This is a genomic window from Oceanicoccus sp. KOV_DT_Chl (assembly GCF_900120175.1).
Classification (GTDB): domain Bacteria; phylum Pseudomonadota; class Gammaproteobacteria; order Pseudomonadales; family Dasaniaceae; genus Oceanicoccus.
The window spans coordinates 452,802-477,890 of sequence record NZ_FQLF01000005.1 but is presented as its reverse complement, the minus strand read 5'-3'; the positions used below and the strand labels follow the sequence as shown (position 1 = coordinate 477,890).

The 25,089-nt window shown below is 45.9% G+C and carries 23 protein-coding genes, 1 tRNA gene and 2 pseudogenes; 21 read left to right on the top strand and 5 right to left on the bottom strand.

Annotated features, from left to right (window positions below):
• The first annotated feature begins 33 nt into the window (after positions 1-33).
• From UNITIG_RS19590 to UNITIG_RS19550, 8 genes and pseudogenes are all read left to right on the top strand, one after another.
• Positions 34-1,407, top strand: coding sequence for a sodium-dependent transporter (locus UNITIG_RS19590; protein ID WP_101760027.1), 1,374 nt, complete (start codon positions 34-36; stop codon positions 1,405-1,407).
• A 297-nt stretch (positions 1,408-1,704) separates the two neighbouring features.
• Positions 1,705-3,339 (top strand): TonB-dependent receptor, encoded by a 1,635-nt coding sequence (locus UNITIG_RS19585; protein WP_101760026.1) that lies wholly within the window; start codon positions 1,705-1,707, stop codon positions 3,337-3,339.
• Positions 3,321-4,016, top strand: a complete 696-nt coding sequence (locus UNITIG_RS25220) for a TonB-dependent receptor domain-containing protein (protein ID WP_369809233.1) — start codon at positions 3,321-3,323, stop codon at positions 4,014-4,016. The genes UNITIG_RS19585 and UNITIG_RS25220 overlap by 19 nt, the downstream gene beginning before the upstream one ends.
• A 789-nt stretch (positions 4,017-4,805) precedes the next feature.
• Entirely contained in the window at positions 4,806-5,249 is a 444-nt protein-coding gene (locus tag UNITIG_RS19575; protein ID WP_101760024.1) for a LacI family DNA-binding transcriptional regulator, read from the top strand.
• Positions 5,239-5,810 (top strand): annotated as a pseudogene (locus UNITIG_RS19570) (substrate-binding domain-containing protein). The gene UNITIG_RS19575 and the pseudogene UNITIG_RS19570 overlap by 11 nt, the downstream one beginning before the upstream one ends.
• 229 nt (positions 5,811-6,039) lie before the next feature.
• Positions 6,040-7,197 carry a Gfo/Idh/MocA family protein gene (locus tag UNITIG_RS19560; protein ID WP_235015524.1) on the top strand — a complete coding sequence of 386 codons (1,158 nt, stop codon included), beginning with the start codon at positions 6,040-6,042 and terminating at the stop codon, positions 7,195-7,197.
• A gap of 15 nt (positions 7,198-7,212) precedes the next feature.
• Positions 7,213-8,264 (top strand): annotated as a pseudogene (locus UNITIG_RS25785) (sugar phosphate isomerase/epimerase family protein).
• Between the two features lie 100 nt (positions 8,265-8,364).
• The gene (locus UNITIG_RS19550; RefSeq protein ID WP_101760020.1) at positions 8,365-9,651 is read left to right on the top strand and encodes a sugar MFS transporter; all 1,287 of its coding nucleotides are present in this window, start codon (positions 8,365-8,367) and stop codon (positions 9,649-9,651) included.
• Positions 9,652-9,678: 27 nt separating this feature from the next.
• Here UNITIG_RS19550 and araC read toward each other — a convergent pair whose 3' ends face one another.
• Complete coding sequence (gene araC / locus UNITIG_RS19545; protein WP_159931233.1) at positions 9,679-10,788, bottom strand: arabinose operon transcriptional regulator AraC; 1,110 nt, start codon at positions 10,786-10,788, stop codon at positions 9,679-9,681.
• Between the two features lie 231 nt (positions 10,789-11,019).
• Here araC and UNITIG_RS19540 point away from each other — a divergent pair, with 231 nt between their 5' ends.
• The 11 genes from UNITIG_RS19540 to UNITIG_RS19510 all read left to right on the top strand — a co-directional run bounded on the left by UNITIG_RS19540 (position 11,020) and on the right by UNITIG_RS19510 (position 20,459).
• Positions 11,020-12,552: a sulfatase gene (locus tag UNITIG_RS19540; protein WP_159931232.1), complete on the top strand. Its 1,533-nt coding sequence runs from the start codon at positions 11,020-11,022 to the stop codon at positions 12,550-12,552.
• Between the two features lie 173 nt (positions 12,553-12,725).
• Positions 12,726-13,316 (top strand): gluconate 2-dehydrogenase subunit 3 family protein, encoded by a 591-nt coding sequence (locus tag UNITIG_RS19535; protein ID WP_101760017.1) that lies wholly within the window; start codon positions 12,726-12,728, stop codon positions 13,314-13,316.
• A gap of 48 nt (positions 13,317-13,364) precedes the next feature.
• Entirely contained in the window at positions 13,365-13,979 is a 615-nt protein-coding gene (locus UNITIG_RS24645) for an FAD-binding protein (RefSeq protein WP_235015522.1), read from the top strand.
• Between the two features lie 52 nt (positions 13,980-14,031).
• Positions 14,032-14,319, top strand: a complete 288-nt coding sequence (locus tag UNITIG_RS24640) for a GMC family oxidoreductase N-terminal domain-containing protein (RefSeq protein WP_235015521.1) — start codon at positions 14,032-14,034, stop codon at positions 14,317-14,319.
• A gap of 26 nt (positions 14,320-14,345) precedes the next feature.
• Complete coding sequence (locus tag UNITIG_RS24635) at positions 14,346-14,702, top strand: hypothetical protein (protein ID WP_235015520.1); 357 nt, start codon at positions 14,346-14,348, stop codon at positions 14,700-14,702.
• Entirely contained in the window at positions 14,662-14,910 is a 249-nt protein-coding gene (locus tag UNITIG_RS24630; protein WP_235015561.1) for a hypothetical protein, read from the top strand. Before UNITIG_RS24635 ends, UNITIG_RS24630 begins: the two co-directional genes overlap by 41 nt.
• Positions 14,838-15,041 (top strand): GMC family oxidoreductase, encoded by a 204-nt coding sequence (locus tag UNITIG_RS24625; protein WP_369809224.1) that lies wholly within the window; start codon positions 14,838-14,840, stop codon positions 15,039-15,041. The genes UNITIG_RS24630 and UNITIG_RS24625 overlap by 73 nt, the downstream gene beginning before the upstream one ends.
• Positions 15,042-15,158: 117 nt before the next feature.
• The gene (locus tag UNITIG_RS19525) at positions 15,159-15,344 is read left to right on the top strand and encodes a hypothetical protein (protein WP_145999241.1); all 186 of its coding nucleotides are present in this window, start codon (positions 15,159-15,161) and stop codon (positions 15,342-15,344) included.
• Entirely contained in the window at positions 15,341-16,189 is an 849-nt protein-coding gene (locus UNITIG_RS19520; RefSeq protein WP_101760015.1) for a ThuA domain-containing protein, read from the top strand. The genes UNITIG_RS19525 and UNITIG_RS19520 overlap by 4 nt, the downstream gene beginning before the upstream one ends.
• Before the next feature lie 278 nt (positions 16,190-16,467).
• Positions 16,468-18,744 carry a TonB-dependent receptor gene (locus UNITIG_RS19515; protein ID WP_159931231.1) on the top strand — a complete coding sequence of 759 codons (2,277 nt, stop codon included), beginning with the start codon at positions 16,468-16,470 and terminating at the stop codon, positions 18,742-18,744.
• Positions 18,745-18,959: 215 nt separating this feature from the next.
• Positions 18,960-20,459 (top strand): sulfatase, encoded by a 1,500-nt coding sequence (locus tag UNITIG_RS19510; RefSeq protein WP_101760013.1) that lies wholly within the window; start codon positions 18,960-18,962, stop codon positions 20,457-20,459.
• 38 nt (positions 20,460-20,497) lie between these two features.
• Here UNITIG_RS19510 and UNITIG_RS19505 read toward each other — a convergent pair whose 3' ends face one another.
• Complete coding sequence (locus UNITIG_RS19505; RefSeq protein ID WP_101760012.1) at positions 20,498-21,391, bottom strand: LysR family transcriptional regulator; 894 nt, start codon at positions 21,389-21,391, stop codon at positions 20,498-20,500.
• A 146-nt stretch (positions 21,392-21,537) separates the two neighbouring features.
• On the opposite strand from UNITIG_RS19505, the gene UNITIG_RS19500 reads away from it, so the two are divergent.
• Together UNITIG_RS19500 and UNITIG_RS19495 are read left to right on the top strand one after the other, a co-directional pair.
• A complete protein-coding gene (locus UNITIG_RS19500; protein WP_101760011.1) occupies positions 21,538-22,416 on the top strand; it encodes an alpha/beta fold hydrolase in 879 nt (292 codons plus the stop codon).
• A 20-nt stretch (positions 22,417-22,436) separates the two neighbouring features.
• Complete coding sequence (locus UNITIG_RS19495) at positions 22,437-23,285, top strand: sterol desaturase family protein (protein ID WP_101760010.1); 849 nt, start codon at positions 22,437-22,439, stop codon at positions 23,283-23,285.
• 283 nt (positions 23,286-23,568) lie between these two features.
• Here the strand turns inward: UNITIG_RS19495 and UNITIG_RS19490 are convergent.
• From UNITIG_RS19490 to UNITIG_RS19480, 3 genes are all read right to left on the bottom strand, one after another.
• Positions 23,569-23,645, bottom strand: a tRNA-Arg gene (locus tag UNITIG_RS19490).
• A 115-nt stretch (positions 23,646-23,760) separates the two neighbouring features.
• Positions 23,761-24,201 carry an NUDIX hydrolase gene (locus UNITIG_RS19485; RefSeq protein WP_159931230.1) on the bottom strand — a complete coding sequence of 147 codons (441 nt, stop codon included), beginning with the start codon at positions 24,199-24,201 and terminating at the stop codon, positions 23,761-23,763.
• Positions 24,202-24,265: 64 nt separating this feature from the next.
• A complete protein-coding gene (locus tag UNITIG_RS19480) occupies positions 24,266-25,012 on the bottom strand; it encodes a queuosine precursor transporter (protein ID WP_101760008.1) in 747 nt (248 codons plus the stop codon).
• Between the last annotated feature and the right edge of the window lie 77 nt (positions 25,013-25,089).

The following is a 25,089-nucleotide window of genomic DNA, read 5'->3' as shown; positions in this document are numbered from 1 at the left end:
CAGTTCATCGTTATTTTATTTTAGGGTAAGCATATGCCAGCGAATAGTCAGCAAAAGTGGTCGTCTAATTGGGGGTTTATGCTGGCAGCTATGGGTTCGGCTGTCGGCCTCGCTAACATTTGGCGCTTTCCCTATGCCGCCGGTGAGGGTGGTGGCGGCGCTTTTGTGCTGGTGTATCTTGCTGCTGTCGCGACGGTCGCATTACCACTATTAATTGCGGAGCTTTTGGTAGGGCGACGTGGACAAGCGAGTCCTCCCAATGCTATTGCCGCCGTTGCCAAAGAGGCGGGTGCCAGTCGTCGATGGATTGGTATGGGTTATGGTGGCAGTATCGCCGCGTTTTTAATTCTTGCTTTTTATTGTGTGGTGGGTGGTTGGACGCTGATTTATATCCAGAAAATGCTCAGTGGTAGCTTGAGCGGTTTATCCGGTGAGCAATTAGGTCAGGCCTTTGATCAAGTCAACGCTGATCCCATAGTTATGTTGTTAGCCTACACTGCCTTTCTTGGGGTGACGGTTTTTATTTCTTCAAAAGGGATACAGGGTGGCGTTGAGCGCACCGTAAAAGTGTTGATGCCTGGGTTGTTTGTGATGTTGCTGGGCATGGTGGTTTACTCAGCGATTAATGGGGCTTTTATTCAAGCGCTAACATTTTTGTTTACCCCGGACTTTTCCAAGATTACACCCTCCATTGTGCTTGATGCCTTTGGTCAAGCCTTTTTCTCCGTCAGTGTAGGCTATACCAATTTGATGGCCTATGGTGCCTACCTCAATCGTGATGTCAATATTCCTCGCTCCTGCATGGTGATTGTCGGCGCTGATACCTTGGTCGCGTTGTTGGCGGGCATGGCGATATTTCCAATTATCTTTGCCCATGGCTTAGAGCCAGGCGGTGGGCCGGGCTTGGTATTTATGACCTTGCCGATTGCTTTTGGTGAAATCAATGGTGGTGCGTTAATTGGAGGCGCATTCTTTTTACTGCTAAGTTTTGCTGCCTTAACATCGGCATTAAGTATGTTGGAAGCCCCCGTTGCCTGGCTGGGCGATTTATTTAATTGGTCTCGTAAGCGCTCTGTATTGATAGTCGGTACGACGGTTTGGCTGTTGGGCCTGCTGTGTGTGTTTTCCTTTAGTTTACTTTCAGATGTTTATCCGCTGGGTATGTTTGATTATTTTGCCGGTAAAACATTTTTTGACCTCTATGATTTCATTACGACTCGAATTGCAGCGCCGGTGATCGGAACCTGTATAGCTTTGTTTGTTGGGTGGGCAATTAGTCGCAGTGTAACGGCTGAGGAGTTGTCCGCCAGTGGTGAGAGTATAGTGTTTAAGTTGTGGCTATATTCCGTTCGGTTTTTGGTCCCGGTTGTTCTTTCGTTGCTCTGTTATAGTTTATTGTCTGCATAGTTTCTTCATATTGTTTAAGCGTATCCTATTATGGGAATAGTTGATGATCGATAGTCATTAGTCTATCGATCATAAGTGTTGCCTGTAGTTAACAGGTATAGCTTTTTTATTATGATATCCCTCCAAAATATTATTTTACTGTGTTTTCTCTATAGCATAGTTTGTAGCGGCGTTTTGATGTCGCGACTGACTTAGTGAATATGTTAGTGCAAATAAATTAAAGATAAAAATACAGTAAATCCGCAAATTTCTAGTTCAGTAAATTTGCATTTTAAAAATGATAATGGGGATAGATTGATGATTAAAACGGCTTTTCATTTAAAGCGTCTACCTGCGGTCATCGCAGTGATTTTATCGGGTTATGGTTTTCCAGTAGTAACATATGCTGCTGACGCTCCAGCCCTCGAAGAAGTATTGGTTACCTCACGCCACAAATCGGAAAACCTTCAGTCGGTGCCTATTGCCGTCAGTGCCTTTGGTAGTGAGTCCTTAAGGAATGCCAGAATTGAAAGTGTAGGTGATTTGGCTGGGCGTGTACCAGGCTTTCAAATTAATACTGAAAGCGCCAGTGAGCCAAATCTTTTTATTCGTGGCATCGGTAGTGATATGGAAAGTGCCGGTTCTGATTCGGCTGTTGGTATTTATGTTGATGGTGTGTTTATGTCACGTGGTGCTGCTGCTGCAACAGAAATATTTGATCTGGAGCGGCTGGAAGTTTTACGCGGCCCACAGGGAACCTTGTACGGAAAAAATGTAGTGGGTGGCGCTATAAGCTATATCACCAGCAAACCTTCCCAGGAGCAGGATGCGATGGTTGAGTTAGGTGTTGGTAATTACGAAGCGTTAGAGACCAAAGGTTTTGTAAACGGCGGATTGACTGATAAGTTGGCCGCCCGTGTTAGTTACTCTTCAAAATCACGCGATGGTTTTGCACATAACTATTACACCGGTAATGATGTCGATGATCAAAAACAGTTTTCTTTACGCGGCCAATTAGCCTATCAGGTCAGTGATCAGCTGGATTGGAACCTAAGCGTTGATCAATACAAGCAAGACAGCACGGCGCCCTGGCGTTCATTGGCACAAGCCGATACCAGTATTTCAGATGGTGATCGCAGTGATGCGGATTGGGTGGCAACAGATCCTCGGAAAGGCACTAACATTCTGGACGGTCAACAAGATGTAAATCTGAAAGGTGTTGCATTCACTTTAAACTGGCATGCTGATAACTTTCATTTAACGTCAATTACTGCTTATCGTGATAATGATTACACCACAGTTGATAATGCGGCTGGTACCTATGTTAGCCCGTTAGTAAACTTTCAGTTGGATGATCACCCGGATAACTGGGATTACGATCCTTCAGCTTCGGGTGAAAACCCACATGATTATCCCTCATTAATGTGGAATCAGGTAAAGGAAGAAAGCTCCAATCAGTTCTCACAGGAATTCCGTTTTACCGGCCTGGCTTTTGATGATCAGTTAGATTGGTTAGCCGGTGTTTATTATGCTGAAGAAGAAGTAGAGCGCGTAGAAAATGTTGATTTCTATTTTGATATTCACTCTTACTATGCGTTTGGTACTTTCGGTGAAGAAGGTAATTCTACCGCCGTTGACACTACTTCCTACGCCGCTTTTGGTCAGGGTACCTGGCGCTTTAACGAGCAATGGAGTTTGACTCTGGGTATTCGCCACAGTGTGGATGATAAAGATTTTGGTGCCACGCGTAATGCGCCGGAAGATGGAATTTTCTACGATGTAGAAACCAGTAAAGATTGGGATGCAACTACTGGTAATGCCACACTCAGTTTTCAGGCGACAGAAGATTTATATTTCTACGCCACGGTATCTGAAGGTTATAAAGCCGGAGGTTGGAATGGTGAAGATGCCAAGCCGATTGATGATGGCTCTGGCTGGGGGCGCCAATTATAGTAGAGGCCGGTGATGTAGCAACAATTTCATATGATCCTGAATACGCTACTAACTACGAAATGGGTGCCAAAACACAGTGGCTTGATCGCCGCTTGCAGTTAAACCTTTCGGTGTTTAGTACTGACTATGATGATCTGCAAACAGACCAGCTGGTTGATAATGATTTAGGTGCGCCTGCCATTATTACCACTAATGCTGATGAAGCAACGTCGCAAGGGGTTGAACTTGAAGTGATCGCATTAGTTGCTGAAGGTCTGACTATTTCGGGTACTTACGGCTATTTGGATACTGAAATTACGGGTGATTTATTTGTCGAGGACGGTATTAACCTGAAGGGTAATAGCTTGCGACGTTCGGCAGATAATACCGCTAGTTTGGCTATTCAATATGAATGGTCGCTGAGTTCTGGCGCCACCGTCAATGCACGCGCGGATTATCGTTATCAGGATTCATATTTCTTCGAAAATGAAAATGAAGCAATCACAGAAATCGATAGCCAGTATTCTGTCGATGCAGCATTGAGATATGTGACGGTCAGTGACAAATGGGAAATTAAGCTGTGGGGTAAAAACCTGACTGATGAATTGAATGTCAGTGCGGTAACAGAGTGGCGTAATTTGTATGAAACCTATACCGCACCTCGCACCTACGGTGCTAGCGTAACCTGGCGTTATTAGGCGATTAATAGCAAGCGTTTCAAACCCATGAGTTTCATCATGGTCTCCCTTAGCCGGCTGTGAAAACAGTCGGTTTTTTTATGTTTTTTTATTGCTCTTGTTTATATAGTCAAATATTCCAAAAATTATAATACAATAGATTCCGGTGAAAAAAATTACAGTATCGATTATACAATTCAAGTGGCGTTGTAAAGGTGCTTGCTTGCAGAATCTTTTAAGGTGTTAAAAGAGGTGTTCGGTTTTGGCTGCCCTGTACTTGGCTGGGCACATAATAACGTTAAAATTAATTTCTATAAAAGACATTTATAAGAAAAATCTGTATCCAGAGTATCTTTAGTTTGGGGGGTTAAGCAAGCAAGTGAGCGATTCTGGATGCCTCCAAGTGATTAAATATTTTGTCTGAATGGGAGGTCTGAGTTCAATGAGCCAGAAAAGATCGTATACAAGATGTCTGTTACAGAGTAGATTTGGTTTTGGCCAGAGTGAAAGTTTCTCTATGAATTATCCACAATATTCAGCATGAATAGTCAGTCAGTTAGATGTAATTAAATAGAAGACAGTTAAAGTCAGGGAGTATCCGGTTGTGACCAAACGATACTATGTGACTCGGCAGCACTAGCCGTATGTAGTGCCATATATGATGTCAAATGTTTAGGTGCTGAAAGCCGAATTACTGCCCGTGATTGTCTTATTGATGACTCTTATTACATTGATAATTTAAATAAACTTCCATCTGATAGTGTACAGTAAGCGGTATAAAAAATTATCAATCAATAAGCGTTAGCTTTTATGGTATCAATTAAAGATGTAGCTAAACTCGCAGGTGTCTCTACTGCCACGGTATCCAGAACCTTGGCTGAACCTGATAAGGTGTCAGAGACTACCCGAGAAAAAGTGATGAAGGCGGTAACGACCAGCGGTTATGTCGCTAACTCTTTAGCGCGTAACTTCCGTCGTCGTAGAACCAATTCAATTGTGGTATTGGTTCCGGATATTACCAATACTTTTTTTGCCGGGGTCATTCAGGGTATTGAATGGGTCGCCCAAAAACGTAATTACCAAGTACTTTTAGGGGACACACAATCTAACCCGGAAGGTGAGAAGGCCTATGCGGCAATGGTCGCGCAGCGACAGGCTGATGGCGTTATTTCTTTGGTGGCAATATCCCTTTCAGCTATAAAAAAGGTCGTACCACCGTTGATCCAGCCTGGCCCCCTTTGCTATGGCCTGTGAGTACGAGGGTATCATTCCTGTGCCCACTGTCTGTATTGATAATACTGCTGCGGCTATTGATGCGGTCACACACTTAACGGCGATGGGTCATACTAAGGTGGCTTATATTAATGGACCTTCGGCGTCTCCCATTTGTAAGGATAGGCTAAACGGCTATCGCCAGGTGATGCGAAAAGTCGGGGTAACAGATACTCGGCGCTGGGTGGTTGAGGGTGATTTTAGTTTGGCTTCGGGTAGGGATGCGATGATGAAGTTGTTGTCCAGGGGTGAAATGCCCACCGCCGTTTTTGCGGCTAATGATGAGATGGCGATAGGGGCAATGGCGGCCATAAAGGCCGCGGGCTTAACGATACCGGGGATATTTCTGTCGTTGGTTTTGACGATATTAGTTTTTCCGAGTTCACTGACCCGCCGTTAACGACCATTAGGCAGCCTACTCAAGAGATTGGCAAGCAGGTGATGAATCTGATGCTGAGGATGTTGGGTGATGAGCGTATACCTAAGGGGCGGATAGAGTTGCCACATCAGTTAATCGAGCGTGCCTCTACCCAGTCCTTATAAGAAAAGGCTGTTGAGTTGCAGCATTACTCTTCCTAAACACCCTGAAACACGCCACAGCGGCTGTGTTTGCTTGGGCTAATCCCTATTGTGAAAACTTCCGGCGTTTTAGCTAGATAATTAACGAGCTGTTAATTATTCCTCGAGGCCTTGCAAGCAATAATGTAAACGTTTACATTATTGCTTGTGTATTAAATATTCAATCTTTATAGCTGAAAATCGAGGCGCTTTAATGCGAAGAAAGCTGAGAATGGGAATGGTTGGTGGCGGGGAGGGTGCCTTCATCGGTGCCGTTCATCGGATGGCGGCCAATCTTGATGGTCAGATAGACCTAGTTTGTGGGGCCTTTAGTCACGACCCCGACTGCAGTTTGAGGTCAGGGCAGGCCTTGTACCTTCCTGCGGAACGTTGTTATCAAAGTTACCAGCAAATGATGCAGCAGGAAGCGGCTTTGCCGGAGGATGTTCGCATGGACTTCGTAGTCATTGTGACACCCAATCATTTGCATTTTCCGGTTGCGGTAGAGGCGATCAAATACGGCTTTCATGTATTGTCAGATAAACCGGCAACATTGAATGTGGAAGAGGTATTGGAACTGCGTTCGCTGATTGTTGATTCTGGTTTGCTCTACGGTATCACCCAGACTTATACCGGTTACCCAATGGTCAAGGAAGCGCGCGCGCGCGTGCAGTCCGGTGAGTTAGGAAATATTCGCAAGGTGGTCGTCGAATACACACAAGGTTGGTTGGCAGCACAGCAAGCTGAAGCTGACAATAAACAAGCGGCTTGGCGGCTTGACCCCAAGCAAGCAGGTATCAGCAGTTGCATGGCAGATATCGGGGTGCACGCATTTAATCTGGTTGAGTATATCAGCGGCCTGACAGCAGCGGCACTGTGTGCTGATATAGGCAATGTGGTAGCTGGGAGATCGATGGATGACGATGGCGCAGTTTTTTTGAAGTTTGACCAAGGTGCTCGGGGGACCTTGCTGGCGAGTCAGGTCGCGATCGGTGAAGAGAATACGCTATCTATTCGGCTTTACGGCGATAAAGCCAGTTTGAGCTGGTCGCATCAGGACCCGAACACTTTAGTCATAAAATATAACGATAAACCCAGCCTCGTGCTGCGAACCGGCGGCGCTGTTGGATCAATGGCAAACGCGAATACACGCCTCCCGGCGGGGCACCCTGAAGGTTACATTGAAGCATTTGCTAATTTATATCGAAATTTTGCCAGCCAGATACAGTCACGTTTGCTAGGGGAGACACTTTCGGCGCAGGCTTTGGATGTCCCGGGTATTGATGAAGCAGTACGTGGCATGGTTTTTATCGAACAAGTTGTCACTGCGGGTAATAGCGAGACCAAATGGCATGTTATTCCACAGCACTAAATCAGGAGGTCGATCATGAGTAAAATGCAAGGCCCTGGGATTTTTTTGGCCCAGTTCGCTGGTGAGGATGCGCCTTTTAATACACTGGAAGCGATTGCCGGGTGGGCAGCTGGTTTGGGTTATAAAGGGCTACAGATCCCCACCTGGGAGAGCTCGCTATTTAACTTGCCATTGGCTGCGGAAAGCCAAACTTATTGCGACGAAATAACCGGAATGTTGGCGGAACACGGCTTAGCCATTAGTGAATTGTCGACACATTTGCAGGGGCAATTGATCGCGGTTAACCCTGCCTATGATGAGCTATTTGATGGCTTTGCCGCAGCAGAAGTCAGGGGCAATCCCGCAGCCCGTATGGCGTGGGCTACTCAACAATTATTGTATGCAGCCAAGGCCAGTGAGCGTTTAGGCTTAACCGCGCATGCGACTTTTTCCGGTGCTTTGCTATGGCACACTGCTTACCCTTGGCCACAACGTCCAGCAGGCTTGGTCGCCGACGGTTTTGAAGAATTAGGTCGGCGCTGGTTGCCGGTTTTGAATGCCTTTGATGAGGCCGGTGTAGATGTCTGCTACGAAATTCACCCGGTGAAGATCTTCATGATGGCGCTTCTTTTGAACGTTTTCTTGCGGTAACCAATAATCATGCGCGTGCAAATATTCTCTATGATCCCAGTCATTTGTTGTTACAGCATATGGATTATCTCGCTTTTATCGATATTTATTACGAGCGCATTAAAGCCTTTCATGTAAAAGATGCCGAATTCAGAGCGAATGGTCGCAGCGGAGTCTATGGCGGCTATCAGGACTGGATTGATCGCCCGGGGCGGTTTCGTTCTTTGGGTGATGGCCAGGTAGATTTCTCAGGCATTTTCAGCCGATTAGCCCAATACAATTATCAGGGCTGGGCCGTGCTTGAGTGGGAATGTTGTTTAAAACATTCACAAGATGGTGCCGCCGAAGGAGCTCCGTTTATCAATCAGCATATTATTCGCACTACCGATAAAGCGTTTGATGATTTTGCCAGCGTTGATGCTGATCCGTTACTCAATAAACGGATTTTAGGTCTATGACTATTGTTTCAGAGGTAGTGGGGCATGCCAGCGTTTTACAGTTTAGCAAATCTGTTAGCCATAAGCCGTCTGCAAAAAAACAATCATGTCGGAGGTGTTCATGACACAAGCACAGTCCCCACTGGATAAAAAACGTTTATTTTTGATCGGCAATTTATCTATTTTTATGATTGGTTTGGGTTTTGCGGTTAGAGCAACTATAGCCCCTGATTTACAAACTAATATTTATGATCAGATTGATTTGGCGCGGTCTGCTTCTATGGTTGGCGAGGCGTTGGGAATTACCTTTACTGGCTTTGCTTTAACCTTGTTATTTGGCAGCGCGCTGGTTGATGTGATCGGCATGAAAAAAATGTTGTTACTGTCAGCACTGGGTTATGTGTTGGGTGCGGTATTGATTTTGGTGGCAGCTGCGTTGCCCGTGGGTTCGTTGGTGAGCAATTTAATTTTAGTGGGCTTGTTATTAACCGGGCTGGGATGGGGGGCGGTAGAGGCTGCCAGTAACCCGATGATAGCTTCATTATACCCTGATGAAAAAACCCACCGATTAAATATTCTGCATGCCTGGTGGCCGGCGGGGATTGTCGTTGGAGGGTTGTTGGGAGTACTTTTTTCGTCGATGAATTTTGCCTGGGAGCTTAATCTTTTTGTATTGATTGTGCCGGCGGCAGTAATGGCCTGGTTAGTGAGTCACACTGAATTTCCTGAAACAGAAAGAGTGGTCACTGGTGTCAGTTATCAGGATATGTTCAAAGAGTTATTACGCCAACCATTATTTTGGTTGTTCTGGATTTGTATGTGGGGTACAGCTGCGGCTGAGCTAGCGCCGGGGCAGTGGGTAAATTTAGCGTTGTCACGCATCGTCGGTATGCAGGGTATATTGTTGTTGGTTTACGTTAGCGCCTTGATGTTTGTGATGCGCCACTTTGCAGGCACTGTGGCTCGGCGTTTTTCGTCGGTAGGGTTGTTGTGGTTAAGCGCATTGTTAGCAGCGATCGGTTTGTATTTTTTGAGTATCGCTGAAACAGCTATTGCCGCTTTTGTGGCGGCTACAGTATGGGGTATTGGTGTCTGTTATATGTGGCCGACTATGTTGGCCGTGGTGTCGGAGCGATTCCCTAAGGGGGGTGCTTTGATGTTGGGCTTAATGGGTTTTGCTGGCGGTATGGCGATTCAATTTTTACTGCCGGTAATGGGCGGGATTTTTGATTCGGCTAAAGTTGAGGCGGCCGGAAGTGTTGAGGCCCTAAGTGTGTTGTCAGCTGAGGAGCTGGATCAGGTATTGCGGTTTGCATCTGTTGAATCTTTTCAATCGGTGGCCATTATTCCGTTGATGTTATTACCGATATTTGGTGCTATTTGGCTGCGAGATCGAGCATCTAAATAATGTGACGATGGGGCTAAGACACTAGCGTTAGGATTTAAAAGACTGCCGAAAATCTCGAGGACTACAGCCCATATTTTTTTTAAAACTTTTGGCAAATTGGGTAGGGTCATCGTAGCCAATTTGTTTGGCAATCTGGCTAATACTGTTATTGGTCTGCAGCAGTAGTTTTCGAGCCTGTTGTAGACGAGCATTATTACCCCAGGATTTGAGGCTGACGCCCATGTGCTGTTTGAATAAGTGAGCGAGGCGTGAGGGTGATAAATTACATGTGGCGGCGACGTCTTCCACGTAAAAGGGCTCTGCCAGATGCATAGTGATGTAATCGCAGGCTTTTTGAATGCGTTGATCAACAGGCTTACCAGTAGTAGTGGATTGTTCTTCCTTGGCGCGGATTAATATTTCTTCGAGGCAGTTATATTGCAAATCCGTTTGGTAGCGACCATGGTGATCTTTTAAATTAATTAGCTGGCGGAATAGCTGCTCTATGACTGACTGTTGGTTACTGCTGGATTTTGATAGATGGAGGATGCCCTTGTCTAATACGTTCCAGTCCAGCCACTCGCTCCAATGCGCGCGAGGCTGGAATAGTACCCAGAGGTGCTCCCAATGATCGGCGGTTGGATGGCGGCCATAATAGTAGCTTGCCTCTGGGTGAAACAACATTAAATCACCGGGCGTTACTTCGACTTCCATCTCTTCATTGAGAACCAGTGCTTTGCCCTGGGTAGTGAGGTGTAATGTCCAGCATGGCATAGCTCCGGAAAATTGGTTTTCCCTGTCGCTAGCACCACCTCGTGCGGTGTGAGTTATGTTGGCGATGATGCTGTGGTCAAAAATAAGCGAGTGATCAAAGCTGTCGAATATTATCTGTAGAAATTGTTGTGACTCATGGTCGTCAATAATGGGGTTAGGTTCAAAGCGGTGCTGCCACTGGCTGCTAATTTTTTTTTGTAATGCATTGAAATCTTTGCTCTGGCGAAATTTCTCACCAAATTGAATAAGCTCATCGGCGCTGAGTGGAGAGCCTAGAAAGCTATGTAAGGCGTCCAGCCCTTCGCTGGTTATATGTTCGGCGTCGAGATTGCCGGTATACCAGTGGTAACAAAGATGGGCTGCTATTTGTAATTGGGAGGGCATAGTTGTGTTATCCAGTTTTATGATTCCTGTTTCATTTTTATGAAATTCGGAGCTTACGTCATTAACTGATTTTAATGGATGATGAGCTGAAATGAGCAATACCTGAGTGGTCATTAATACTAAAGAAAGATAGCAGAAAATGACAGCTACTCAGCAGTTCAAAGCATTCCTTCACACGAGTTGACGGGATATTCTTGATTCAGTATGTGTACATTTAGTCGCGAGAGAACAATGATTCGACAGTCGAGAACGAGCTATTTTCTACCCCGTATAGTACGGGTAAGTATTGGTTGTTTGCTTGCCGTATTGCCGGTGATGGCAAGCGCGGTGGTGGGTGACGAGGAGCAGCTTGTAGCGAAAGCGCCCAATATCATTGTGATTTTAGCGGATGATCTGGGTTACGGAGACATTAGTAGTTTTGGTGCCAAAACCATTGCCACTCCACGTATTGATCAGCTGGCTGAAGATGGCCTGAGGATGACGCAGTTCTATGCGGCCGCTCCGGTGTGCACGCCGTCAAGGGCCGGTCTGATGACAGGCCGTTATGCAGCGCGGATGGGTATGAGTCATGTCTTTATGGCGGACGCGCCAGATGGCATGCCATTGTCCGAGATTACCATTGCCGAACAACTCAAGCAGGCAGGTTATTACACCGGCATGGTGGGAAAATGGCACCTGGGTCATCAAGATCGTTACATGCCCTGGAATCAGGGGTTTGATGAATTTTATGGGGTGCCGTTCAGCAATGACATGGCAAATTTCTTTTTTTATGAAAACCAGAAAATTATTTATGAACCGATTGATCAGCGTTACTTAACACGTCGATATACAGAAAAAGCGGTGGATTACATTGAGCGGCACGCTGATGTTCCGTTCTTTTTATATCTTGCGCACAGCATGCCCCATGTGCCTTTGTATGTATCCCCTGAGTTTGAAGGCAAATCCGCAGGCGGATTATATGGCGATGTAGTGCAGGAGCTGGATTGGAGTACCGGTGAAGTCGTCGATAAACTACGTCAGCTGGGGCTGTTGGAAAACACCTTGATAGTGTTTTCATCTGACAATGGCCCGTGGTTAGCGATGGGTGATCACGGTGGCTCTTCAGGTTCATTGCGCGATGGTAAGGGGTCTACCTTTGAGGGCGGCCAGCGAGTGCCCACAGTGATTCATTGGCCAGCGCAAATTAACGGTGGTCGAGTGGAGAGCTCCATCACCAGTTTGATGGATTTAATGCCCACTTTTTCTGCGCTGGCCAATGTGCCGTTACCTGCGGATAGAACCATCGACGGTGAAGATATTACGGCCATCCTTACAGGCGATGGGGTAGCAACTGAGCGCCAGTTTTTTTATAACTCCGCCGCCGCGCCAGAAATTGTTGCTTACCGGGAAGGGAACTGGAAGTTGAAACTGGCTCGGTCCGGTTATCCAAAAATACTGGAGCCAATTATCAAGTTTGATCGCTACAGCCATGAATTAATGTTGTTTAACCTTGAGACAGACCCTTCGGAAAAAAATAATATTGCCGCTGAGTATCCTGAGCGCGTTACTCGTATGCAGCAAGCCATTGCAGATTTAGAAAAAAATATTGCCGCTGCAGAACCTCGCGAATTGTACATGCGTGCGACGAGCTCGGATAAAAAAGGTTATGGCCCATTATTTATCAAGGGGGGATTATTGGTGCTGGCAGTAGTTTTGCTGGCGTTGGCATTGCTGTATGGGCTCTACCGGCTAATAAAAATCGCTATATATAGGGGTGATAAATAATAGCTGCACTTTTGAATGGTTTATTGAAGTGCCATTATTAATGGGTTAGTCAACTGCAACTAAAGCCAGACTATTATTTCATCACATATCACAACATGTTTGCTTTAATCGTGAGTTTAAAATTGACACGGTGTTAGTGGCCGAAAAAACGCACAACAGCCTGAGGAATTATCATGAATCGAAGAGATTTATTAAAAAATGCAGCCATTTTATTAGGTGGTCTGAGTTCCGCGTCGGTCGTTAATGCGATGTTGTCCGGAGTCGATGGCAGGGTGAAGATTGCGACGCCGATATTTTCCTCCGCGCAAAAGTCAATGACCGCAGTTTTGGCTGAGATGATTATTCCTCGCACTGATACGCCTGGTGCTATTGACGCTGGTGTCCCGCACTTTATCGAATTAATGGTTTCCGATTGGTATACCACACGTGAACGAACCATTTATATTGAGGGACTGCAGTCGCTTGATGCTTATTGCCTTGCACAATTTAAACAGAGCTTTCTCAGCTCAACCGAGGATCAACAAATTACCGCGCTTGAAGACGCCGAAAAGCAGAGTGAAGCTTACAAACCTGCCAAACCAGAAAACCTTATGGGTAACGAAGAGGATGAGGATAAGCCTTTTTTCACTAAGCTGAAAGAGCTGACGGTGCTGGGGTATTACAGCTCGGAACTGGGCGCAACCAAAGAGCTTAATTATGATCCGATGCCGATGCGTTATGGTGATATCGAATTGGCAGATGTGGAGCGGCAGTGGTCATCATGATGTCTATGTGCTTATTCGCGTTTAATCAAATAGTAGAGAGATGTCAACATGACCAATACAGCTGATTTTGATGCCATTGTTGTGGGTTCGGGTATTTCCGGTGGCTGGGCCGCTAAAGAACTCACTGAAAAAGGCTTAACAGTATTAATGCTTGAGCGTGGTTCGCCGGTGCGCCATGGTGCGGATTACAAGGGTGAGCATATGCCACCGTGGAAAATCCCCTATGCCGGAAAACCGCTGCGTGAGTTGTACGCTGAGGAGTACCCTATCCAAAGCAAGGTGTATGCTTTTGATGAGACCACTCGCCATTTTTTTAATAATGACAAAAAAAATCCTTACGTTTATGACAAAGAAAAACCCTTTGAGTGGAAGCGTGCCGATGTTTTAGGTGGGCGATCGCTGCTCTGGGGAAGACAGGTTTATCGCTGGAGTGACCTGGATTTTGAGGCCAATAAAAAGGATGGTCACGGTATCGATTGGCCAATTCGGTATAAAGATATAGCGCCCTGGTATTCCTATGTTGAGGAATTCGTTGGCGTTAGTGGCGAAAAGTTAGGCCTGCCACATTTACCCGATGGTGAATTTCAGCCACCAATGGCGATGAATATTGTTGAGCGAAAAATAAAAGAGAGTGTTGAGGCGCATTTTCTGGGCGCAATATGACCATTGGTCGTTGTGCAGTTCAAACCGAGGCGAAGAATAATCGCGGTGCCTGTTGCCCGAGGCTGTTCAGTGGGTGCTTATTTTTAGCAGTCAGAGTTCAACATTACCCGCCGCAGAAAAAACCGGCAATTTAACTATTCGTACTGACAGTGTGGTAGAGAGCTTGGATTACGACCCGGTCACTCAAAAGGTGTCGGGGGTCAGAGTGATTGATGCGAACAATTTATCCAAGACTACTTATCGTTCAAAACTGGTTTTTCTTTGTGCTTCTACTGTGGCCAGTACCCAGATACTGTTGAATTCCCGCTCCCAACATTTTCCTAAACGGACTGGCCAATAGTAGCGGTGCGTTAGGGTCGCTATCTAATGGATCACACGTCCGGGTATGGCGCTTATGGCATCATGCCCGGCTATCTCGATAAATACACTATTGGTAATCGTCCTAACGGTACTTATACACCGCGCTTTAGAAATTTAACCGACAATAATTCAGAGGTGATTTTGTTAGAGGTTATGGCTATCAAGGCGGCGCTATGCGCATGGACTGGAAAAGCATGTCCGCCCCAGATCAAAGGGTTTGGCAAGCGTTTTAAACAAGCGATGCGTGGCCCTGGTCCCTGGGTGGCTTACCTTGCCGGGTTTGGTGAGCACCTCCCCAATGCGGATAGCCGAATGATGCTGGATGAACCAAAAAAGTTTTGGTATTCCACAGGTACGATTTGATAGTGTCTATGGTGAAAACGAAAAAAACATGACTCAGGATATGATGGCGCAAGCGCAAGCTATGCTAAAAGCGGCGGGTGCTATCAATGTTGGCGTTATGGACAGTGATGCGCACCGGGAAGTGCTATTCATGAAATGGGCACGGCGCGAATGGGTAACGATCCAAAAGAGTCTGTACTTAATCGTTGGAATCAGGCCCATGATGTAAATAACCTTTTCGTTACCGACGGCTCCTGTATGACCTCGTCGTCGTGTGTCAATCCATCGATTACTTATATGGCCTTAACCGCTAGGGCGGTTGACTATGCCGTTAAACAGTTAAAGGCAGGAAAAATCTAATATGAAAACTAAAACAATCCTTAATATATTTTTTACCCTGGGTGCGTTATTAACTGTGGTTAGTTCACTGTGGTGGGCCTGGTTTATTATTTTGTGAGCAAACAAACGGGTGAAAACATGTGGTCTTCATTGGACTGTGTTTACTCGATTGGTGCAGATTGTAATTTTTTACGGGCTATGGGTTGGTTGCGAGGAGTTGACCCCTATGAACCTGTTTTGTTTTGGATGGGGGTAACCCTGTTGTTGATGACGCTGCTGTTGAAGCGGTCAATGAGTAAAGAGCTCGAGAGCAAGCAGTCATGAGTAAAACTACAAAAATATCACTGCTAGTGGTTGCTGTAGTGATTTTAAGTCTTGGGTTGTTGGTGGGGAATTTTATTCTCGAACACAAGCGTAACCAGCCACAGATGTTTGCCGACCCGGTGTTTGATTTCGTGCCGCCGGTATTGGATCTTGCGCAACGTGATTTTTCTGTACTAGTATTTTCAAAGACCAATGGTTTTCGTCACCATGAGGCGATTCCTGCAGCTAAGCAACTGCTGGCAGCGATCGCTGAGCAGCAGCAGTGGGCTATTGCTTTTACCGAAAATGGTGCCGTATTTAATGCTGAGCAGCTTGCCAGATTTGATGTGGTGGTTTGGAATAATGCTACCGGACCCGCTTTAACGCTTGATCAACAGCGGGCCTTTGAGAATTTTATAGTCGGGGGTGGTGGTTATGTGGGGATTCATGCTGCGGGTGATGGCTCACATAAAAGCTGGGATTGGTATGCCAATGAAGTGATTCGCAGTCAGTTTACGATGCACCCGATGTGGCCACAAATACAGCAGGGCAACTTGCACACTGAAGCTATTCAACACCCGATAATCCGCGAGTTGCCAGCACAGTGGGTGCTGCAGGATGAGTGGTACAGCTTTGAGAGTAGCGTCAGAACAGCGGGCAGCCAAGTGCTGCTCACTATTGATGAAAAAAGTTACGACCCTAACTTTTGGGCTATGGGTGATGATCACCCCTTGGTCTGGGCGCATGATGTGGGGGCAGGGCGCGCGGTGTATTCGGCGCCAGGGCATCTAGAATCGGTCTATCAGGATAAACGCTACCAAAGCCTTATCACCGAAGCCATCGGTTGGGCCGGCCAGAAGCCATAGCTCTTGGATAGCAGGATTTGGCAGGTTATTAGCAGAAAATAACCTGTTTTTTAAATTATTTGAGTGCTAGAGTCTAAAATGTAAACGTTTACATTTATATGTTTGGTTTAGCTTAAGAAGTCGTGGAAGTATCGGTATAGAAGTCGATTTAATGCATAGCAAAAAGTTACGCTGCTGGTAACTTTCGCAGGGTGCTCAATATGATAAGTCTTTACTTTATCAGCTGCATTTTTAGATTAGCTTTTGTGCGTAATAAATTTTTTTGGGGGAGAAATAGAATGTCTAATTATGGCTACATAAAAAAAACATCTCTTGCTTTAGGGATATTTGCAGCGTCGGTTCCTTTATTGGTGACGGCACAAAATTTGGTGCTTGAAGAAATTATTGTCACTGCACAGAAAAAACTGGAGTCTGTACAGGACGTTCCTGCCACAGTTAACGTGTTAGGCGAATCTACATTAAATGAATTTGAAGTTAGGCAGCTGCAGGATATAGAGGCGCTGACGGCGGGTCTTAGCTTAAGTTCATCAACAACAGGCCCTGCTACTATTAGTCTTAGAGGGATTACTTTTAATCCCTACTCTGGTGCGAGTGCTTCGGTGCAGGCCTACTGGAATGAAATCCCGGTCGATTCTATTGTGGCGTTTGGGCAAATGTACGATATGCAAAGCGTCGAGGTATTGAGGGGTCCCCAGGGTACGGTTCAGGGGAGGACATCGCCTGGTGGCTCTATCCAGTTATTTACTAAAAAAGCTAACCTGCAGGAGCTTGACGGCAATGTGCAGTTAACCGCTGGTGATCGTGGCCGTTTTAATACTCAATACGCTGCTAGTCTTCCATTAGTGAGTGACACGTTCGGTGTTAGGGTTGCGGGTTCTTACGATGAGAATGATCAGGGTGATGTAAAGAGTGTCACCACCGGTGTTGATAGCGAAGGTCGAAGTACGTCCGGCCGGTTAACACTGTCCTGGCAAGCGGCAGATGATTTAACGTTACACCTGACGCATCAGTATGAAGAGGTTGATAGAGATAGATTAACCGTATTGGAGGGCGCTGATAATTTAGGTAAAGGCTATCCAGCGCTGGAGCACAGTGATAGAAAAACCTTGGCAGAAGATGTTTTAAGGAACCAACAACGTAACCGTCTGAGTGTGTTGAATGTGGAATGGACTGTTGGCGATTATGAACTTGCTTCGACCAGTGGTTATCAGGTGACAAGTGATGTGGTGAATGCCGATTATGATTATGCCAATCTGTTTGAAGGTGAGCCTACCGAAGGTGGAACTACAAGTGATCAGGATGTGTTTTCTCAAGAGCTGCGCCTATCGTCTATTGAGATGGAGAATTGGGAATATTTGGTCGGTCTGTATTATGAAAAACGAGATTCCAACGCCACCACCGCCAGTAATACCTTTATTAATTTGCCGCCTGCATTTGGTGGCTTGTTAAAAGTATTTACCGAGGGCAATGTGTTCTCTCGCGGCGAGCAGTATGGTGTTTTTACCCACCATAAAATAAATCTGAACGAGGCATTGGTATTGCAATTGGGCGCGCGTTGGCAACAAGTAAAATCTTTCCGCAGTGGAGAGGCTTACACCCCTCTCAGAGATCTGACTACACCGATTATTCAACAAGAATATCAAAGTTTTACCGAAGAGGCTGTTACCGGTACGGTTAAACTTTCATACGAATTGACTGACGATACGATGTTGTACACCAGCTTTGATCGCGGCTTTCGTCCTGGCGGAGTTACTATCACGCCTACGTTTGAAGTGGGGTCAGAAAATATACTCTATGATGGCGAAGACAGTACGTCGCTGGAGTTTGGTGTGAAGACAACATTGTTAGACGGGCGGGTGCAGCTTAATGGTGCGACCTATTATCAGCAGTTCAGTGACTATATTACGCGTATCGCTGGTGTTAACTGGGATTCTAATAGTGACAGTTTTATTGATGAAACTGATGCCCGGATTGGTGGCGGTTTAACTTACAACGCGGACGCTATTATTCGTGGCGCAGAAGTTGAAGTTAATGCGCTGGTGTCAGAACAGTTAGTGGCAGGTCTTCGCTTAAGTTATAACGACGCCAAGTTTGATGATGGTGCTAAATCGCCTTGTAATAACGCAGCAACCGAGGTTGGCAATGCGGTGGCTTATTGTGATGTAGAAGGCACCAGAATCGGCGGTGAGCCAAACTGGTCCATCAGTAGTAACGCTGAATATAGTATCGCGCTTGATTCTTATGAGTGGTATTTGCGGGTGTTAGCTAAATATACTGGTGGAAGAACTAATCCAGTGGTGGCTAATTCTGATCTTGGTGGCTATACGGTAGCAGATATTTTTACAGGTATTCGTGACGTGAATGGGCAGTGGGATGTGTCGGTGTGGTCCAAAAATTTATTTGATAAGTCTGCCAAAACAGACGTTGATAATAATAGAACGCTAACAGCCAATGGCGTAGCCGGATCCCCCTCTATCTTTCTGGATAGCGGTTATCGCGCTGTGCAAGTTATTGACGGTAGATCGATCGGTGTTACTGGTAAATACTATTTTTGATAGTGATGTTTTGACTGTTTCGGTTTGACAATTGAACGCGAGCTTTATTGATAGCGTGGTGTGAAAACACTCGCTATGTGTAAAGCCTTTTTTATGAGGATAAATGCTGCTTAAAGGTCGGTACCGCTCCAGTAGGTATCCCTTAAAGTGACCCGTTTCGAATATAAAGAAGGGGAAAGGTTTTCTTTTCGGAACAAATTTTTACGGACGTTAGTATGCAAACAAGAAAAGCGATTATTGCGGCGTTGGCTGGTGTGTTGGCGATGCTTTCTACATTATCCCGTGCGAGTGAGCCTAATGTGGTTTTTATCCTCACTGATGATCAACGCGCCGATGCAGTGGGCTACCATGAAAAACCTTTGTTGGGCATAAAAACACCGAACATTGATCGCTTGGCAGCGGAGGGCGTTCGTTTTAATAACATGTTTGCCACCACTTCGCTGTGCTCACCCAGTCGTGCCTCGTTCTTATCCGGCACCTATACGCATACACATGGCGTGCGGGATAACTTCACGGATTACCCTCACCAATTAAAAAGTTTTCCGCTGTTGTTGCAGCAAGCAGGTTATCAAACTGCATATATTGGCAAGTGGCATATGGGCGAAGGCGATGATAATCCGCGTCCAGGGTTTGATTATTGGGTTACCCATAAAGGTCAGGGAAAATATTACGATACAGAATTTAATGTTAACGGCGAACGGAAAACCGTAGCCGGTTATTATACTGACCGGGTTACCGATATGGCGTTAGATTGGCTAGCCAATTTAACGTCTACTGAAGCAGCCAATAAAAAACCTTTTGCTATAGTCATCGGGCATAAAGCGCCACATGGTCCATTTATCCCGGAGCCACGTTACGTCCATCTTTACGACAATATCCCTTATCCCTATCCCAAAAGTGGTTTTGAGTTGGAAGATAAACCCGCCTGGATTAAAGAACGCTTGCCCACATGGCATGGTATTTATGGACCCCTGTATGGTTTTCGTAAGGAATTTCCCGACACTCGACCCGAAGCAGTGAATGATTTTGAACGATTTGTACGTAGCTACGTAGCTACTATAAATTCCGTTGACGATAGTGTTGGTCGTATCTATGCCGCGTTAGAGCGCAGTGGCGAGTTGGATAATACGATTTTTATTTTTGCTTCCGACAACGGTTTTTTGTTTGGAGAGCATGGCATGATTGATAAACGCACCATGCACGAGGCCAGTATTCGGGTGCCGTTAGTCGTCCGCTACCCTAAAAAAATAACAGCTGGTTCTATTATTGAACGGCATGTCTTAAGTTTGGATGTCGCACCTTCTGTGATGGAACTGACACTTGGTGTGGATATGGATAATATTCAGGGTCGCTCCTGGGTTCCATTGTTAAGTAATAACAAAGCGCCTTGGCGTCAGGCCTGGCTTTATGAATACAATTACGAAAAACAATTCCCGTACACACCAAATGTGCGCGGTATACGCCAGGGTGATTGGAAATATATTGCTTATCCGCATGGCGATGGCGGTGCATTGCGGCATCAGGAAGAGCTTTATAACCTGGCTAGTGACCCTGCTGAATCACAAAACCTGGCGGCTGATCCAGCTAGTACAGAAAAATTGGTGAAGATGCGTTTGGCATTGGCGAAGTTGCTCAGAGACACTGGGGCTGAGCCTGATATGATGCCAATTGATCAGGGCATCAAGGGTGAGCTGCCTGAAGAATCAATACGCTAACTGGTATTTTAATGAACTAACTAACCAAATTAATCACGTTATTTATACTGCAGTTTTTCTTTTAAATAATTGATAAAAACCTTCAGTTTCTCTGGCATTTGTTTCCGGTCAGCATACAGTATCGATATCGGATATTGACTGATATGGTAGTCTCGAAGAATCGATTCCAACTCCCTTTTTTTAATCGCTGTTTCAACCGAAAAATCCGGTAGCATAGTAATGCCGCCATTGGCGATAGCGGCTTCCCTGATGGCATAGATGTCATTGCTGATGAAGTTACTCGTGATAACGGGCCACTCAACTCGCCCGCCTTTTTCCAAACGTAATTGCTTGGGGGGAGCGTTTTCACCTTGTTGCCAGAGCAAATAGTTATGTTGTTCCAGTTGCGAAGGGCTGGTAGGGACGCCTTGTTGCGATAGGTACATGGGGGATGCACAAGTAACGATGTTGACTTGGTAGAGCGGCTGGGCAATAAGGCTCGAGTCTTCAAGTTCACCTGCACATAACGCTATGTCATAACCATCACCAATCAAATCAACCGTCTTCTCATTCAGGTGTAAAGCAATATCGATTTCGGGATAGCGGTTGAGAAATTCAGGCAAAATGGGCGCAATTTTCATTCGCCCAAACAATCGTGAGGCGCTCACCTTTAGTGAGCCTTTAGGCCGGTGCTGGGCATCGGCAACGGCAAGTGAGACAGCATCCAGCTCAGCAATAATCTTTGCGCTGTGCTGGTATATATCTTTGCCTAGCTCGGTAATACCGATCTTGCGAGTGGTGCGTTGTAACAGTTTGGCACCAAGACTTTTCTCTAAAAGCGCTATTTTCTTTGAAACAGAGGACTTGGTCATACCCAGCTGAATGGCGGCTTCAGAAAAGCTGCCGCAATCAACCACCTTGGCAAACACTATCAGCTCATTAAGATTATTCATTTGTTTCCTCCAGGGAAACACTGTTTTGTTTTTTTGTATGTTTACGATATTTTGGAAACAGTTATAGTACGCTTAATTAGAGCAGTTTATCTACAGCAGGCATGTAATTAGCCTGGTTAATTACCACCTTTTAAAAGCGGCTGATAATGAAAAAACTAATTGTGGCGAGTTTATTAAGCCTGGCATTGATTGTAATGAGTGCATTACACAGCAACCCCGGCAGAGAGCCGCTAGGTGACGCAAAAGTGATTGCGGGAGCAGCGGGGAATGTCGCTTACTTTGTTAGTGGCGAAGGTCCTGTAGTGGTATTGCTCGCCAGTTATGCGCGCAGTGTTAGCGACTTTAACGAGTTGATTGTTAGCTTAAACGCCCATTCCTATCAAACGGTTGCCATAGAATCACGTGGCGTTGGCCAAAGTGCCCTCGACTTTTCAAGCAGCAGCTATAAGGCTCTCGCCAGTGACATAAAAGCGGTACTTGATGCTGAACAAATTGAACACCCCGTTCATTTGATCGGTCACGCCTTTGGTAATCGCATCGCGCGTACATTTGCTACCGACTATCCGCACTTAAGCGACAGGGTAGTTCTGTTAGCTGCCGGTGGCGAAGCGCCAACACCCGAAGCTGTTGCTAAAAATATCATGCTGTCACTGTTTAACTTTTGGTCCCTGGATCAGCGTCAACGCACGGTTGAATCTGCCTTTTTTGCCGACGGTAATCGCGCACCGGAATATTGGCGCGACGGTTGGTTCCCCTTGGCCGGTATAGCGCAGGGTAAGGTAACGGCGATGGAGAACAATAGAGGTAAACAATGGCTTGATGGTGGCGATAGCGAACTGCTGGTAGTTCAAGCACTAGCGGATAAACCAGCCCCCGCTGATGTTGCAGGAAGGGCTATCACAAAACGTCTGCCAGAGCGGGTCAGCTATGTAGAAATCGCCGACGCTGGCCATGCCATGTTGCCAGAGCAACCAGAATTAATAGCTAATGCCATCATACAGTTTTTATCAGCAGCCAAGCGCTAGCGGGAGAGGGGAGTGGCCTTATGGAATACGATGTTGAGAGAGTACAGTCGCAGTTAGGCATCGTGGTATTTAGTGTTTTTTTCATTATTTATTTTTTTGAATTAATTAGCGGGCGCATGCGGCGCTTTAAGCGGCCGTTACGGGATGCCGCATTTTCTTTAGCGGGTCTTATTGGCCAGCCGATTGTATCGGGAGCCTTGTTGGGAGGTGCTGCAGGTTATCTATTAATTCAGCTTTTTCCTGAATCGAGTTTAAGCTTGATCGACTCGCCTATTTGGTTGGCCTATTTGTGTTTATTTTTTACTAAAGAGTTTTTGCATTACTGGATACACCGTAAGGCTCATGAATGGCGCTGGATGTGGAAACTACATCGTACCCACCACAGCGGTTTGGATATGAGTGTTGGCTTGATGTATCGCTACAATATTTTTTGGATGTTTTTATTGCCGCAACCCTGGATGGGCGCTTTTAGCATGTATACCGGTATTTACGAAGCCTATGCCTTGGCGGTACTCACATCTTATCTGTGCAATGTACTCACCCATACATCATTTCGTTGGGATATCTATTTACGGGAAATGTTTCCTCGCACCGAGCCGGTGTGGTTGGTGCTGGAGAAGGTTATTACACTGCCAGACGCTCACCATGCCCACCATGCCTATGGTTCTGGCGCTCATCCTAACGGAAATTATGCGGTGACCTTATTTTTTATAGATCACTTATTTGAAACAGCAAAACACCCGCATCAGCGCCAGCAAAATGTTGGGCTGCCAATATCCCCCAGACTGCATTGGGCAGAGGAGTTGCTATGGCCGATGATTAAAAAACCATTATTACCGAAGGTGAATGCGGTACTGAAAAATGACTGAGGGGGAGTCTTTTTATGTGGTCCGCCCTTCAGGATTAATTAAATCAGGCTATGGCCTGCTTTAACTCCTTCGGAGCGCCCTGAATAAAACGGGCGTTCAAAACGTATACGTTTTGTTGAACCTGGGTTCAAACCCTGAAGGGCAAAAGAATGGTCCGCCCTTCAGGATTAATTAAATCAGGCTAAGGCCTGCTTTAACTCCTTCGGGGCGGCCTGAATAAAACGGGCGTTCAAAACGTATACGTTTTGTTAAACCTGGGTTCAAACCCTGAAGGGCAAAAGAATGGTCCGCCCTTCAGGATTTGAACCTGAGACCTTCCCCTTAGGAGGGGGACGCTCTATCCAGCTGAGCTAAGGGCGGAATAAACACTCGGAAAATAAAGATCGAGATTGTAATGAATTATCAGCCTACTGCAAAGGCTGGATACCGGATCGGTATTTTTCGGCGCTGTATTCCAGAGTTTGGTGGCGAAATTTTATTCTGTGTGTTGTGTTATCCAGCCGGCAATCCAATCTTGTTGTCCGGTATAACGCCATTGATAGTTTGAAAATTGATCGGGTGCTAACCAGAATACACGTAAATTTTCCAATCGCAGTGGTGGATTAATGTTGGCATCGTTGGATTTTATTTTACAGTGATATAGGTGAAAGCCGCTGTCAAACTGGTGAATAAATGTGAAGGGTATGGTGCTGATGCCGGTTTCTTCCCAGGTTTCGCGATGGGCTGTGCAGCGTGATGTTTCGTTTTTTTGACTGCTGCCACCGGGAATGCTGAGTTTTTGGTTGAAGTCTTCTACGACTAATAACTTTCCATCGACAAGTGTGAGGCAGCCGGCACTAGGGGCAAATCTTTCAGCTGCTGGCAGCGTGTCGTTAGCGGGGCAGATAGGGGCGGATTGGTAACAACCGCTCAGCAATAGGTAAAGCGAAAATAGCAGCGTATTGCTTAGAGTTTGCTCATTACATGTGATCAAAACGAGGTTAGTCTCTGCCTAAATAGCGGCTTAATTTCGCCACTAAAAAATAAAACGGCAGGGTGTCTGCAATAGCGACACAGACTTTAAATAAATAATTACTGCCCATTAGTAATAATATTTGCTGTATACCGATTGAGCCAGCCAAAAAGCTGGCGCCAAAGGTCACCGCGACTACCATAAAAGAATCGACTCCTTGGCTGATCAGGGTGCTGAAGTTATTTCTTAGCCACAAATGCTTGCCTTTAGTGAGACGTTTAAAGAAATGGAATAACTGTACGTCGCAATACTGGGCGGCGATATAGGCTAGCATGGAGGCGAAAACTGCACCGGAGGTACAGGCATAGATGAGGGTAAATAATTCAACACTGCCTTCCAGTTTTTCGCCACTGGGCAACATCACGGCTTTGCTGAGTTCCAGTACTTGCCAGGGTGGCATTGCCTCGCTGGGAACTGAAGAGATAGTTTGGGCTAGCCAAAGACAGCCAATAATAAAAAAATTCAGAATGAGCCCTAAGGTGACCACATAGTTAGCACGTTGTTTACCATAAAGTTCACAAATTAAATCAGTGCACAAGAATGTCAGCGGGTAAGGTAGAACGCCAACAGCCAGTGCCAGTGGGCCCATTTGGATAAAACGAGTAATACCGATGACATTCAACAAGGTCATTGAACAGATAAAAAAGCCCGCCAGTGCAATAAAGACTTTTTCATCACGGTTGAAAATAGGGTAGTTATCGGTGGTCGTTGTCATGGGCTCTACTATTCGGTTATTGGATGCGTTTGCTAGCGTATATGTCTGCTTGTTAATAACGCAACTCGGTTACTGAT